The sequence below is a fragment of the Pelagihabitans pacificus genome (assembly GCF_009371985.2).
Classification (GTDB): Bacteria; Bacteroidota; Bacteroidia; order Flavobacteriales; family Flavobacteriaceae; genus Pelagihabitans; species Pelagihabitans pacificus.
On sequence record NZ_VIKU02000004.1, the window covers coordinates 217,594 to 231,872 of the forward strand.

Genomic DNA, 14,279 nt, shown 5'->3' on the forward strand with positions numbered 1-14,279 from the left:
TCTCGAACATTCTTTCTACTTTTAATCCTATGACCAAAGAAGCTGTCATATTGGTGTTGAGTTGTCTAGGCTTGGCGCAGTCTTTGTTCCTTACACTATATTTGCTTACACTTCAAAAAGGTAATCGACGGGCCAACCGCTTTCTGGCCTTCCTACTGTTGGGTCTAACGATTCGTATCGGGAAGTCTGTTTTAAATGTATATCTAGATTTAGGCCCATGGCAACGCAATCTGGGGTTATCCGGTATTCTAATGGTAGGTCCGTTTCTTTGGATGTATGGCCAAGCGTTGTTCGACAAGAAGAAAGACTTTGGTTTAAGGGACTATCTCCACCTGGTTCCCTTTGCCTTGTTTGTGCTGTTATGTACAGTGATACCCAATAGTTTTGGTTTTTGGTCCTTCGCTTTTTACGTAGGCGTGTTCGTCCATTTGGCGGTATACGTGGTTGCAGCCGTTCGCCAGCTGATCCTTTGTCGCGAAACCGCGAATGCTTCCGTATTTAGCTGGTTTCGGAACCTGACGTTGGGAGTAGTCCTTATTTGGGCGTTTTATATGGGCAATTTGACGGGAATCATTCCCTACTATATCGGTGGGGCCATTTTCTTTTCGCTCTTGATTTACGTTTTTTCCTTTTTGCTGCTAAAACACGCCTCCTTTCCAACAGAAAAATATGCCAATTCTTCGATGGACAAAGCGACTTCCCAACGACACCTTACCCAATTGAAGACCTTACTCGAAATGGAAGAAATCTATCTTGACAGTCGTTTGAGCCTAAAGCAGACCGCCGAGAGGTTGGGCATTGCTCCTAGGGAACTCTCCCAGGCCATTAATGAAAACGAACAACGGAATTTTTCCGAGTTTGTCAACAGCTATCGTATTCAAAAAGCAAAGCAACTGTTAGTCGATGCCGGTTATGCCCAGGAAAAAATTGCAACCATTGCCTACGACTGTGGCTTTGGAAATGTTACTTCTTTTAATCTTGCTTTTAAGTCGGCTACCGACCACACGCCTTCCCAATATCGGAATCGGTATGCTATGACGTAACGGTTTTGTAGACGGTGTGCAAAAGTACGGGAAAGCCGTTCCCCGGTTGACCGCTCAAAACTTCCCCTCTTCGCTTTTTTTGTTTTAAGAATCATGATTTTTAAAGCTTTTATATCGGTTACCTAGCATATTTGTCCAAACAAAGATTACGATATGGGTAAACTCATCACAATGCTCTTTTTGCTACTCTATCTCGGTATTCACGGCACCCTTCGGTCGCAGGATCAGGATATTTCCAAAATGCACAATCCCGCCAAGGAAATCATCGTAGACGGACTCTCCCGTCCATGGAGTATGGCTTTTTTATCCGAAGAGGAAGTATTACTCTCTGAAAAGGATGGGGATTTGTTGTTTATCAATATACATACGAAGGAAAAGAGACCCATCAAGGGATTTCCTCAAGACCGTTTTGATACGTTGCTGTATGTAAAAGAGAACTTTAAACCATTGACATTTCCAGCTAGCCTGCCCGACAGTACCAAGGTCACCTTCAATGCGGGTATCTTGGAAGTGGTTCTAGATCCCGATTTCAAGAACAATCGCCAGGTGTACATGTCCTATGTTGCAAGAGGTGAAGGCGGAACTACCACCAAAGTGATACGAGCCGAGTTACGGAACGATTCCCTAACGCAGATACGACCGTTATTCGTGGCTACCCCCTTTTCAGAAGGTTTGTTCCACTACGGTGGCGGCATAACCTTTGGCCCGGATGGCAAACTTTACATCACTGTAGGTGAACGAGTTTTTAACGAGCTTGATGAACCGGCTCTGCCAGTCGCCCAAGATGTGACCGATCGTCGCGGGAAGATCTATCGACTCAATCCCGATGGGAGTATTCCAGATGACAATCCTGATTTTGGACCTGATGCCGTTCCGGGTATCTATGCACTCGGGATTCGTGCGGCTCAGGGGATTACATTGCAACCGAATACCGGTAAGATTTGGTTCAGCGAACACGGTACGCGCCAAGGGGATGAGATCAATATACTACGACCTGGCAACAATTACGGCTGGCCGGTAGTCACTTCGGGAGGCTATAGAAGCTCGGAATACCAGCCTCCTACGATAGAGGGAGTTGAATTTGCCAATCCTGTTTGGTACTGGTTGCAGACGGTTGCTCCGACGGGACTTTGTTTTTATACTGGGAATGAATTTCCCTCTTGGAAGAACAACCTGATCGTACCTGGACTTTCCCGTGGTAGTTTATGGCGTGTTCGGGTGGAAGGAGAGACGGTGAAGAGCATGGAGGAACTTTTTGTAGATGATCGCGAGCGCTCGCGAAAGGCGGTTATGAGTCCTAAAGGAAAGCTTTACATCCTTACCGAAGACCTTGAAAATAGGACAAACGGAAAAATCGTTCGTATTAAGCCAGAATGAAAACCTAAAAAAATTAGCCTATCATGAAAATTCATTTTTTTACCATCTTTTTAGCACTGATCGGTTGTTTGTTGAATGCCCAATTGGAAGAAAAAGCGATTCGGGCATCGCTTCAGGGATATATCGATGGTAGTTCGTATAACGATCCCGAAAAGATAGTGGCCCCGTTTTATGAAGATGCCCGCATGTTCTTGTCCAAAAAAGACCAGCCTATTTATATACTATCCCCCGCAGCATATGCAGCATTGTTTGAAAAACGTGAGAAGGGAGTCTTTAATGGTCGTGTTGGAACTATTTTGGGAATCGATCAGCAGCATGACATTGCTACCGCTAAAGTGGAAATTTTGATGGCGAAAGAAAAACTTCGATTCATAGACTTGTTCCTTCTTAAAAAAATGCAAGGAGAATGGAAAATCATAAGCAAAGCCGCTACCTTGATGCCTGATAAAGATTAACAAGGTTCAACCCTTGCAAAGGAGTTGTTTCTTAAAAGGAATTAACCTCTTTTAAGAAGTTGCCGGGCTAAGCGTCGTTCTGATTTCCCTTCTTAAATAAAATCCAGTTACCACGGTTGCCAAGACATCGGCGATGGCGAAAGAAATCCAAACACCCAGTTCGCCTAAAAAATTGGGTAGTATCAAGATAAGGGGAATGAAGAAGAAGCCTTGGCGTGTGAGGGTGAGCAAGAGGGCAGGGACGGCCTTCCCGATGGCCTGGAAATAGGCGGCCCCTATCAATTGTAGCGCAATGATGGGGGTTGCCGCAAAGACCCAACGCATGGCGGTCGGTGTATGTTCCAAGACAAACGCGTTGATAGCCAGCTCACTTTCGGGTAGCCCTTCCTTACTGCTCAGGAAGAGCGAGGCAATTTCCGAGGGAAATAGAAAGAGCCCAATAAATACGGCCGTGGCTAGCACAGAGGCATAGAGGATCGCCTTGTTGATACTTTCCCGTACCCTTTGGTACTTCTGGGCCCCGTAGTTATATCCCGCAATGGGCAAGAATCCTTGGGTAACCCCGAATACCGGGAAAAGAGCGAACATGAGCATGCGGCCGATAATGGCATAAACGGCGACCATAGCCTCACCGCCGAGACCAAACAAGATGTTGTTCATCAACAGATACACTACACTGGTCGTCGCCTGTCGGGAGAGTGTCACAAATCCCAGCGAACCGATTTCCTTAATGATAGGGAAGTCCAGGACAAAACACCGCGGGGTAAGTTTTAGTTCCGAATTTTTCGACCTGAAAAAGTAGAGAATATAACTAAAGCAAAGGATGTAACCAATCGTAGTTGCCCAAGCGGCCCCATGCATGCCCCAATCGAAAAGATAGATGAAGATATAGTCCATCAGTAAATTCCCCACCGAGGGAATAATCATGGCGATCATGGCGAACTTCGGTTTTCCTTCGGCACGGATAACCGTATTCCCCATCATACAGAGCGCCAAAAAAGGAATACCGTACAATACGATTACGTAGTAGATTTTGGCGGGTCCGAAGATTGCCCCCTTGCCGCCAAAAGCGGGAATCAGCGAATCCACGAAGTACAGTCCCAAGGCCACCATCGAAATGGTGAGCAATAAGGTCAAGGTAATCTGATTCCCAAAGGTCTTGACAGCTTTGGCATGGTTATCGGCCCCAAGTGCCCGGGAAATAATGCTAGAGCCCCCAATGCCGATGGCCATTCCCAAGGCCCCGATAAAAAAGGAGACGGGCAGCACTACGTTGATAGCGGCAATGGCGACGCTCCCGATCCAGTTGCCTACAAAAATGGAGTCGACCAGAATGTTAAGTGACATCACCAAAATTCCGATGGAAGCAGGCACCGCCTGTTTCACCAAGAGTTGCCCGATAGGTTCGGAACCGAGTTGTTCTGCGGAGACTTTGGCCATCTGATTTTGCACTAAAAAGTTAAAAAACCGTCACATCGAGCGGAGTCGGGATGTACTTTTGCATGCTGTTTCCAACTACTCTTCCGATAGGCGTATAGCGTTTCGAGAAGCACTGCGAACCAAGTGAGGGTAACCGAAAATCAGCGGTTCACTATTGACCACGTTCAAGACCCTATACAGGCAACACTTCGTTCTGCTGCCATTCGTTTACCCAATTCGCCATCACCTGTACCCAGGCATCGCTATCATTCAGACAGGGGATGTGTTTGTACTGTTCACCCCCGGCTTCCTCGAACTGCTCCTTGCCTTCCATGGCGATTTCTTCCAGGGTTTCCAAACAGTCACTGACGAATGCCGCTGTAACCACCGCGAGGCGTTTTTTGCCTTCCTTTGCCAATCGCTCGAATTCATAATCGGTATAGGGCTTGAGCCATGGGTCGCCCGCCAATCGCGACTGGAAAGAGGTGCTCACCTTTCCCTCCGGCAGTCCTAAATGGGCCTTTACCAGTTCGGTAGTCTCATAGACCTGATGACGGTAACAGGTGTGGTGGGCCACCGAGTTGACGCTACAACAGCTTCCATCGATTTTACAATGGTAACTTGTGGGATCGCTCTTGCGGATATGCCGCTCTGGTATTCCATGATAGGAAAAGAGGATATGATCGTATTCGAAATCCTTCAATCCCTCCGCAATACTTTCCGATAATACCCTTATGTAATCGGGACTCTTATAAAAGGCGGGTAGGGTAGTTAGTTCGATGTTCGGAAAATGCTTCTTCTGCACTTCCATGGCCTTTACCACTACTGTCTCATAACTTGACATGGCATAGTGCGGATAGAGCGGTACCAACAATACCTCATCTACTCCTTGGCCGGTCAATTCCTGTAAGGCTTTTTGAATGCTCATACTACCGTAGCGCATCCCTAGTGCGACAGGTATGTTGGTATGCTGGCGCAGCTTAGCGGTGAATCGTTCCGAAATCACGACTAAGGGAGAGCCTTCATCCCACCAGATCTTGGCATAGGCCTTGGCCGATTTTTTCGGACGTGTCTGCAAGATGATACCCCGTACCAAAAGGTTTCTCAGCAACTTGGGCACGTCGATGACCCGTTCATCCATCAAAAATTCGTCCAAGTAGGGCTTTACATCCTTGGGGGTAGGGCTATCGGGCGAACCCAGATTTACGAGTAGTACTCCTTTCATTCCATTAGCAATTTAAGCTGCAAAAATAAGGTTTGAAAGACTTCTTTCAATCGGTTTGCCGAAATAGTTTCTCAATAGGGGTATAGAGCGGGTCGATGCCTTAGGGCTCAAAGTCTCATGTTCCATGTCAAAATGTCGGACATACCTTGTCCCGGTTTCTCGAAGACAGCTGGGTAAGATTCATTTTTTAGGTATTTCGGCATGTTAAAAGGGGGCTGTTAAAAAATATGCTGGCCTAAATTCCGTTATACCAAAAACCCTAATGTCTTTTTAGCGGAAAATAGGGAGTTCCAGCCCCTATTTTGTCGTTTTCTTTGTTGAAGAACCGCTAAAACGTACTCAAATCTAACCGAACCTATCAATGCGTAAACTACTTACTCTCTTCGTATTGGCCCTAAGCTTTGGCATGAGCGCACAGGAGGCCAATAGCCTACTTTGGGAAATTTCTGGAAACGGACTACAACAGAGTTCCTATCTCTATGGAACCATGCACGTTAGCAAGCGTATCGCCTTCCGCTTAGACGACGTTTTCTATGAGGCCTTGGACCAAAGCGAAGTAATCGCCTTGGAGTCTGACCCCGGTACCTGGCTGGAGAATAGCGATTTGATGGGTCTTCGGGGATATGGGATGCAAAATGGTTTCCGTGCCAAAGGTTTTTACATCCGTCCGTTTAGGGTAGATAATCCTAGAAAGGAAGCAATGGCGTCCTATCTTGCATTCGACGATAGCCGCGTGAACGGGATTTTGTATCGCAGCAATGGCAATTCCCAGGATTTTGAAGAGGAGACCTATTTGGATATGTTCATCTATCAAGCGGGCATCAAATTCGGAAAACCGGTCGTGGCGTTGGAAGATTTGGAAGAGTCCGCCACTTTGGTAGGCCGTGCCAGTATGAACCCGATGAAGAAAAAGCCGGATGAGTGGTTACAAAAAAAGATGCAACAGCAAGATTTTATGACGCTCTTGCAAGATGCCTATCGTGACCGAAACATCAATTTACTCGATTCTATCGATAAAGGTATGTACACCGAGCACTACCTCGAAAACATGCTTTTCAAGCGTAATCGCAACATGGCAAAACGTCTGGACTCCGTCATTCGTACCACCAAGACCTTTACCGGAATCGGAGCGGCCCATTTGCCGGGTAAGGAAGGTGTTATCGAAATGCTTCGAGACATGGGCTATACCGTTAAACCGCTGATATCCAAATCGACCCAAAAAGGAAAGCGGATCAAGGAGCGTTTGGAAAAGTCGATACGCGAGAACGAATACCAAACACAGCGACCCGATGACGACTTTTTCAGTATCTCGCTGCACAACAAGCTCTATCCGGTATCAGAAAAGCCAACCACTACATATATTTCCCCCGATTTGGCGAACGGCAGTTATATGATGGTCAATCGAATTCCGACTTTTGCGCATCTCAAACAAGAGACGGTTTTCGGCTTGGAAGATTTAGATCAAATGCTTTTTGAGAACATTCCCGGTACCATTATGGAAAAGAAGCGCATTGAGAGAAACGGTTTCCCCGGTCTTGATGTCAAAAACCGTTTGAAGAATGGGGACCATCAGCGCTATCATATTTATGTGACCCCTCTAGAAATAGTTATCTTCAAGATGGGTGGCGATGGCGACTATGTGACACAACATTCCGATTCGATATTCAATAGTATCTCATTTCTATCGAACCAAAAGAAATCGGTAACGGTTTCGCCGGAGTTCGACGATTTTGAGGTACGGGTGCCCGGTCTTTACAGTTTTCCCAATCGTTCTCGAAATGGAGACCGAACCATACAGGGCTATGATTCCATTTCAGACAGTTATTATTTCTTACGGAAATCTACCTTGAACGATTTTAATTTTATCGAGCAAGACACCTTTGAACTTAAGCACATTCAAAAACGCTTTTACCAAGATCTTGAGCTAAGCCCGGAGTATGATGATTTTAATGGAAAATCGCTCACTTCGCATGCAATTATTGATTCTATAGGTGAAAAGCGGTTGCACTTAAAAACTACCTTCAAAGGAGGCGAATATTATCTGCTGGCTGCGGTGACCGACAAGAAGGGGTTAGCGGATTCATACTTCGAGTCCTTCAAAATAAAACCTACCCGCTATGCCAAAGACTTTGAAAAGGTTATTGATACCGCCATGTTCTTCACCACGATCAGTCCGGTGAGACCTCCCAAATTTGTCGAGAACAGCAATCAGTACCTCAATGGACGCAATCGACCTAAATCGTATAGTCCGTATACCAAGAAAACGATTTATCAGAACCGAAATAACGAGGCAATTACCGTTGCTTTGAACAAAGGCCACGACTTTATGATGTTTCCGGATGTAGATTCGGTTTGGACGCTTCGCAAGGAACAGTATGCCGACAAACGTTTTACCATTCTGAAGGAAGAAAGAAGTAGTGGTGCCGATGGCCAGTATCAATTGGAACTGATCCTCGCCGATACGGCCAGTACCCGGGGAATTTTGATAAAAAATGTCCTTAAAGGCGGGCTTCTTTACGAACTAAAGGCCCAAGTAGATACCGTCGAAATCCCCAGCGATTTTGTCTCGGAATTTTTCGGGAATTTCAAGGTGATGGATACCGTAATCGGCAGGGATCTATTGGTGGATAAAACCCCGGAGTTTTTCGATGCCCTTCGTAAAAACGATAGTATCGTGCTCGACGGATATCCTTTTATTCATTTTAGTGAAAAGCACCTTGATTCGTTAAAGCACTATATTGCCGAATTTGAGTACCCCGATGATAAAAAGCACATACAGGCCCATTTGATCCAACAACTGGGTAGACTGCAGCATCCTGACGTGCTGCCTTTTTTAAGATCGTTCTACGGTCGTTCGTACAATAACTCGGAGGCCCAGGCGAAAATTTTGCAGGCGGTGAGTTGCAAATCCGACGAAAAGTCGGTAGCTCTTTTGAAAGAGCTGTTAGCGGAGGACTTGCCATTGGTGTCAAACGGTTTGGACATTCACCATATTTTTAGACCTTACAAAGACAGCCTGCCCTTGGCGAAGCAACTGTATCCAGATCTCATGGATTACAGCACTATTCCAGAATACAAATCATCCGTTTTTTCGATGTTGGCGCGTTTACGGAACAAGGGATTGATAAAACCCAAAAACTACAAGAAGTACCGAAAACAGCTATTAAACGATGCCAAAATACAGTTGAAACGGGAGTTGGGAAATCATTACAACCAGAATGAAAATCGATACTACGCCCAGTTACAAAAGAAGGGTGACAATGAGCTCGAGGATTATGCGATGCTACTATATCCTTTCAGGAATGAAAAGGATGTAAAACTGTTCTTCGACCGTTTGCTGCAGGTAAAAGACCGTAAAATACGTACTACCCATGCTATGTTGATGGCTAGGGAAGGAAACCCGATGCCGGAGGGAATACTGGAATCGTTAGCTTCCGATATCAATAGCAGGGCATTGTTGTTCAGCAAGCTACGACGGATCGGTAGGGCTGATTTGTTTCCGCTAGAGTTCCGTAGTGAAAGATATTTGGCGGAGTCACTGCTCTACGAGTCGGGTCATTTCGATGCCGAACAGGATTCGATTGAGTTCATTGACCAAAGAGACATTGGGTACAAGGGAAAACAATTGACAGGCTATTACTTCAAGACCAGAAGCAATGATGGGTACGACTCCAATTTTAGTATGAATTTGGTGGTATTCGAGAAGGGGGATGCACTCACCGCCCAACCCTTTTACAAAAAACAGGGCATGCGTATCGAGGATACCGATACCGATTTGGAGGCCATCGCGTACATCACCGAGGAGTTCTTGCTACAAGACCGCCAACGCGCCGAAGTATATCGGCCGAATAGCTATAATGGATATGGGTTTTATGGGTATTGACCAAGGAGATACCCTGGTGTAAATTAAATGCCAGGGAACTGACATCGCTTAGATGCGGATTTTTCGTATTACGGCAAACTAGAGCGGCTTTTACGGTTGGTATTTTAAAGGATTGGAAGGACCTCGGAATAAGGGAAAAACCTCCTCGTCCCATAAATCGTTTGTAAACGGATAATTTGTATATTGTTATCATCTTAAGCCAGTATAATGCGATTATTTCCAGCTTTGTTCCTGTTTTTTTCTATTTCGGTATATACTCAGAATACGCTTTCCTTAGAAGAAGGTAGCGCTTCGCCCAGGGCAGACTTATCACAAATTTCGTGGATGGAAGGGCACTGGAGGGGCGAGGCTTTTGGCGGTATCACCGAGGAAATATGGAGTCCGCCCATGGGAGGTTCCATGATGTTCTCCTTTAAGCTCGTGGTCGAGGGTGCGGTTTCCTTTTATGAACTGGGCCATATACGACAGTTGGATGACACCTTGGTGTTCGAGTTAAAACATTTTCATGGTGATTTGAAAGGCTGGGAGGAGAAAGAGGAGGTACAGCGTTTTAAGCTAGTAAAAACCGAGGGGAACCGTTTGTATTTTGAGGGGTTTACCTTTGAGAAGGTCAGTGGGGATGAAATCAATATTTATGCATCGATCCAGCAGGAGGATGGTACCCAGGAAGAAGTAACCTTTAATTATAAGCGACCCACGGAGTGAAGAAAAAATGCTTGGAGTGTGGCGCCGAAATTATAGGTCGAATAGACAAGAAGTTCTGTTCGGACTATTGTCGCAATGCCTACCATAACAAGGTTAATAAAGACAGTAAAAACCTGATTCGAAACATTAACAACCGCCTGCGCAAAAACTATCGGATTTTGGATGGTTTTGAGCTCAAGGACGGTAAGACCAGAACGACACGAACCCGCCTGTTGGATAAAGGTTTTGATTTCGACTTCATCACCAATCTCTATACTACCAAAAAGGGGACTACCTATTATTTTGTCTATGATTTGGGATATCTGCCATTGGACAATGATTACTATATGATCGTGAAACGGGAATAGTCCCAACAAGAAAAAAAAGAAAGCTTTCCATTGGAAAGCTTTCTTTATGCGTAATAATAGGGGTACCCACTTTGGGGCTAGGGGGCTACCAATTCTGTCCACTTAACCTCAGCGCTGCGACTACGATATCCTTCCGGCTTATCTGCCCGATAAGCAACCCATCTTTCATGACGGGCAGCCGTCTGCGGTTGCCTTTGTGAAAAACACCCGCAGCATCAAAAATTGACATGTCATGTGGAATGGTATCCACCTCCTTGGTCATAAAATTCTCGACACTCTTATCCAGTATCGGTTGATTGAAATAACGGCTTTCGGAAATCTGTTTCATACAATCGGCTTCGGAGATAATCCCAACCAAAAAGCCGTTGCTATCCAACACCGGTCCCCCGGAGATATTGTATTTCGTAAAGAGTTCCATCACCTCTAATATAGACTGTTCGGGTGTAAAGGTCACAAGCTTTTTGGTCATGTAGTCGGTGACCATGATCGGGGCATTGTATTCCTTCTTTGAATCCGGTTTGGCCCTACGACCTTGAAAACTCTTGATGCCCATGATAATTTACTTTTTAGGTTGTTTCCTACAATATAGGTAATTTTCGAATAAGATGTAAAAAAAGTCGATGTAATGCCCTGTGAAATTAGATTTTCATATTTTTAGGGAGCAAGAAATATTGATGAAAAAATTTCCTTCTACCCTTACCCTTCTTTTGATTTTATTGGCCATTTACTGGGTATTTCGAGCCTCGATGCCAACGTATTCCCCGGATAGGGATGCCCCTGCAACCGATTTTTCGACCGACCGGTCGTTGGTACATGTAAAGGCAATGTCCCAAAAGCCCCATGCAGTAGGTTTTCCAGCGCATACCGAGGTACGGAATTATGTGATTGGCGCGTTGCGGAAAATGGGTCTGGAAACTTCCGTCCAGGAAGGCTACACGGCTGGTGACTGGGGTAATTTGAGCAAGGCGACCAACATTTTGGCCCGTTTAAAAGGGAGCGGTTCTGGCAAAGCATTAATGTTGTTATCACACTATGACAGCAATCCGAATTCCTCTTTGGGAGCTAGTGATGCGGGGAGTGGGGTGGCGACCATTCTGGAAGGGATTCGTGCTTTTTTGTCTGAAAACAAGACGTTTAAGAACGATATTATTGTGTTGATTTCCGATGCCGAGGAATTGGGACTCAACGGTGCGGATCTTTTTGTAAATCAACATCCGTGGGCCAAAGAAGTAGGGCTTGTACTCAATTTCGAGGCTCGGGGAAGCGGTGGTCCTAGTTATATGTTGATCGAAACGAATCGGGGTAATGGCCGATTGATAGAGGAATTTTCCAAGGCCGATCCCGAGTATCCGGTAGCCAACTCCTTGGTATACAGTATTTATAAGATGTTGCCCAACGATACCGATTTGACCGTTTTTCGCGAAGATCTGGATATTGAGGGCCTCAACTTTGCTTTCATCGACGACCACTATGATTACCATACCGTTCGGGATAACTATGAACGCTTGGACCGTAAGACTTTGGCCCATCAAGGAACCTACCTGATGGCGTTGTTAAAACATTTTAGCAATGCCGATTTGAACAATCTTAAAAGCTTGAACGATTTTGTGTATTTCAATATCCCTTTTTTTCGATTGGTTTCCTATCCCTTTGAATGGATCTGGCCTATGTTCGCCCTTGCCGTGTTTTTCTTTGCGCTCATTATGATGAAAGGATTCCGGAAGAAGACGCTCACGATACGGGAAATAGGTATAGGATTTGTTCCCCTTTTGGCTTCCTTGCTAATAAACGGCGTGGTCGGCTTCTACAGTTTCACGGTCCTGAAATGGCTTTATCCCGATTATACGGATATGCTCCATGGCTTTACGTATAATGGGTATACCTATATCGCCGCTTTCGTTCTTTTTGCGGTATCGGTCTGTTTTTATACCTACCATCGGTTTAAGTCGGTTACCACTCCAAATTTATTGGTGGCGCCTCTGGTACTATGGCTTGTGGTTTGTGCCGCTGTGGCAGTTTATCTCCCAGGGGCGAGCTTTTTTGTAGTTCCGGTATATGCATTGCTGGCAGCCTTTTTTATTACGAACAACCAAAAGCGTCCCAACGCCTTTTTGTTGGTTTTCCTAATCTTGCCGGCACTTTGGATCTATGCGCCATTTATCAAAATGTTCCCAGTGGGTTTAGGACTTAAAATGATGGTAGCCTCCACGCTACTTACTACACTGACCTTTTTTTTGATGCTACCCGTTTTTGGATATTACAAACGAAAAAACGGTTTGGCTTTTTTAGGGATGTTTCTTTTTGTTGGCTGTATGATAGTGGCCCACTTTCAGTCCGATTTTAATCCAGATAAGGCGAAGCCTAGCAGCCTTTTATACGTGTTGGATGCCGATACCAAGACCGCTAAATGGGCCACCTATGACCATAAACTCATTGCTTGGAACGCCCAATTTTTAGGGAAAGACAAACGGACGCCCGAGGTCTTGGCCAAACGGACCATCAGTAGTAAATACAGCTCAGGTTTTAGTTTTGTTTCAGATGCACCCCTCAAGCAAATCGCTACGCCCAAGATCGATATCGAAAGGGATACTATCATCGGCGATTTACGGCACATCGAACTTTGTATTACGCCACAACGTAAGGTAAACCGATTGGAAGTGTTTACAAACGATATCAACTTCAAAGCTGCCTTGGTCAATGGTATCGCGCTTTCGGACTACTATCTGAAAAATCGAAAAAGGGGTAAATTGATCAGTCATTATATCAGTAACAACGATTATACCGAGCTACGGCTTGCTATCCCCAAAAAAGCCCAGCTGGAGCTTACGATTTATGAGGCGTCGAACGATTTGTTGGAGAATCCTCAGTTCACCGTTCCCAAACGACCGGAGTTTAGCATTCCAATGCCATTTGTCTTGAACGATGCCGTTCTGGTTACCAAAACCATCCGATTTGAGTAAGATAGCTGTCATGGGTTGTGGATGGTTGGGTTTACCTCTGGCAGCATCTTTGTTGAATCACGGTTACCAAATAAACGGAAGCACTACCTCCGAAGAAAAACGAAGCTTATTGGATGAAAAGGGTATCAAGGGTTTTTTGATTACCCTTAGGGAGGATGGAATCAAAGGTGACATAATCGATTTTTTAGAGGAGGTAGAAATCTTGATCATCAATATTCCGCCTAAACTACGCGGGCAGAAAAAGGGAAGCTACGTTCAAAAACTACGGCACTTGCACAAGGCTATCAAAGTATCGAAAACCCGAAAAGTAATCCTGGTCAGTAGTACCTCGGTCTACGGTGATGTAGAGGGGGTCGTTACCGAAAATACGAAGCCGAACCCTGCTACCGAATCGGGGAAGCAGCTGCTAGAAGCCGAGACACTATTCATAAAAGATAACGATCTGCAGGTAACCGTGATACGTTTTGGAGGGCTCATCGGTCCCGATAGGCATCCTGTGTATCGGCTTTCGGGTAAAAAAGAGTTGACCAACGGAAACGAGTACGTTAATCTTATCCATTTAGATGATTGTATACGAATTTTGGAGGGTATCATACATCACCGATGGTGGAACGAAATCTTCAACGGGGTTTATCCTGATTACCCTACCAAGGCAATATACTATCGCTCAGAAGCCATAAAAAGGGGACTTCCGTCCCCCGAATATGTGTCCAAAAGTGGAAAGAAGAGCAAAAAAGTGGTCCCAAATAGGCTTTACAATGTTAAAATGATGACCCTCGATACTTCAATCCACCTATAGTACACAACAGAAAATTGCACTTTCACAACAAAGTCAGGCTATTTGTGTTAACGAAAAGCGCATTTC

General features: G+C 45.2%; 11 protein-coding genes. 8 read left to right on the top strand and 3 right to left on the bottom strand.

Annotation, left to right across the window (positions count from 1 at the left end; all coding sequences use genetic code 11):
* The first annotated feature begins 29 nt into the window (after nt 1–29).
* The 3 genes from FK220_RS14095 to FK220_RS14105 all read left to right on the top strand — a co-directional run bounded on the left by FK220_RS14095 (nt 30) and on the right by FK220_RS14105 (nt 2,875).
* Nucleotides 30–1,043, top strand: a complete 1,014-nt coding sequence (locus FK220_RS14095) for a helix-turn-helix domain-containing protein (protein WP_152574984.1) — start codon at nt 30–32, stop codon at nt 1,041–1,043.
* A 153-nt stretch (nt 1,044–1,196) separates the two neighbouring features.
* Nucleotides 1,197–2,420 carry a PQQ-dependent sugar dehydrogenase gene (locus FK220_RS14100; RefSeq protein ID WP_152574985.1) on the top strand — a complete coding sequence of 408 codons (1,224 nt, stop codon included), beginning with the start codon at nt 1,197–1,199 and terminating at the stop codon, nt 2,418–2,420.
* 23 nt (nt 2,421–2,443) lie between these two features.
* Complete coding sequence (locus tag FK220_RS14105) at nt 2,444–2,875, top strand: nuclear transport factor 2 family protein (RefSeq protein ID WP_152574986.1); 432 nt, start codon at nt 2,444–2,446, stop codon at nt 2,873–2,875.
* Between the two features lie 51 nt (nt 2,876–2,926).
* Here the strand turns inward: FK220_RS14105 and FK220_RS14110 are convergent, their stop codons facing one another.
* A complete protein-coding gene (locus FK220_RS14110; RefSeq protein ID WP_152574987.1) occupies nt 2,927–4,315 on the bottom strand; it encodes an MATE family efflux transporter in 1,389 nt (462 codons plus the stop codon).
* Nucleotides 4,316–4,487: 172 nt separating this feature from the next.
* The gene (gene hemH / locus FK220_RS14115) at nt 4,488–5,519 is read right to left on the bottom strand and encodes a ferrochelatase (RefSeq protein WP_152574988.1); all 1,032 of its coding nucleotides are present in this window, start codon (nt 5,517–5,519) and stop codon (nt 4,488–4,490) included.
* 361 nt (nt 5,520–5,880) lie between these two features.
* Between hemH and FK220_RS14120 the strand changes: the two genes are divergently transcribed.
* The 3 genes from FK220_RS14120 to FK220_RS14130 all read left to right on the top strand — a co-directional run bounded on the left by FK220_RS14120 (nt 5,881) and on the right by FK220_RS14130 (nt 10,454).
* The gene (locus FK220_RS14120; protein WP_152574989.1) at nt 5,881–9,402 is read left to right on the top strand and encodes a TraB/GumN family protein; all 3,522 of its coding nucleotides are present in this window, start codon (nt 5,881–5,883) and stop codon (nt 9,400–9,402) included.
* A 207-nt stretch (nt 9,403–9,609) separates the two neighbouring features.
* Nucleotides 9,610–10,107, top strand: coding sequence for a DUF6265 family protein (locus FK220_RS14125; RefSeq protein WP_152574990.1), 498 nt, complete (start codon nt 9,610–9,612; stop codon nt 10,105–10,107).
* Complete coding sequence (locus FK220_RS14130; protein WP_152574991.1) at nt 10,104–10,454, top strand: hypothetical protein; 351 nt, start codon at nt 10,104–10,106, stop codon at nt 10,452–10,454. The genes FK220_RS14125 and FK220_RS14130 overlap by 4 nt, the downstream gene beginning before the upstream one ends.
* Nucleotides 10,455–10,539: 85 nt before the next feature.
* Here the strand turns inward: FK220_RS14130 and FK220_RS14135 are convergent, their stop codons facing one another.
* A complete protein-coding gene (locus FK220_RS14135) occupies nt 10,540–11,007 on the bottom strand; it encodes a CBS domain-containing protein (RefSeq protein WP_152574992.1) in 468 nt (155 codons plus the stop codon).
* A gap of 121 nt (nt 11,008–11,128) precedes the next feature.
* Between FK220_RS14135 and FK220_RS14140 the strand changes: the two genes are divergently transcribed.
* Both FK220_RS14140 and FK220_RS14145 read left to right on the top strand, forming a co-directional pair.
* Entirely contained in the window at nt 11,129–13,414 is a 2,286-nt protein-coding gene (locus tag FK220_RS14140) for a M28 family peptidase (protein WP_152574993.1), read from the top strand.
* The gene (locus FK220_RS14145) at nt 13,407–14,213 is read left to right on the top strand and encodes an SDR family oxidoreductase (RefSeq protein ID WP_238719031.1); all 807 of its coding nucleotides are present in this window, start codon (nt 13,407–13,409) and stop codon (nt 14,211–14,213) included. The genes FK220_RS14140 and FK220_RS14145 overlap by 8 nt, the downstream gene beginning before the upstream one ends.
* Nucleotides 14,214–14,279 lie beyond the last annotated feature (66 nt).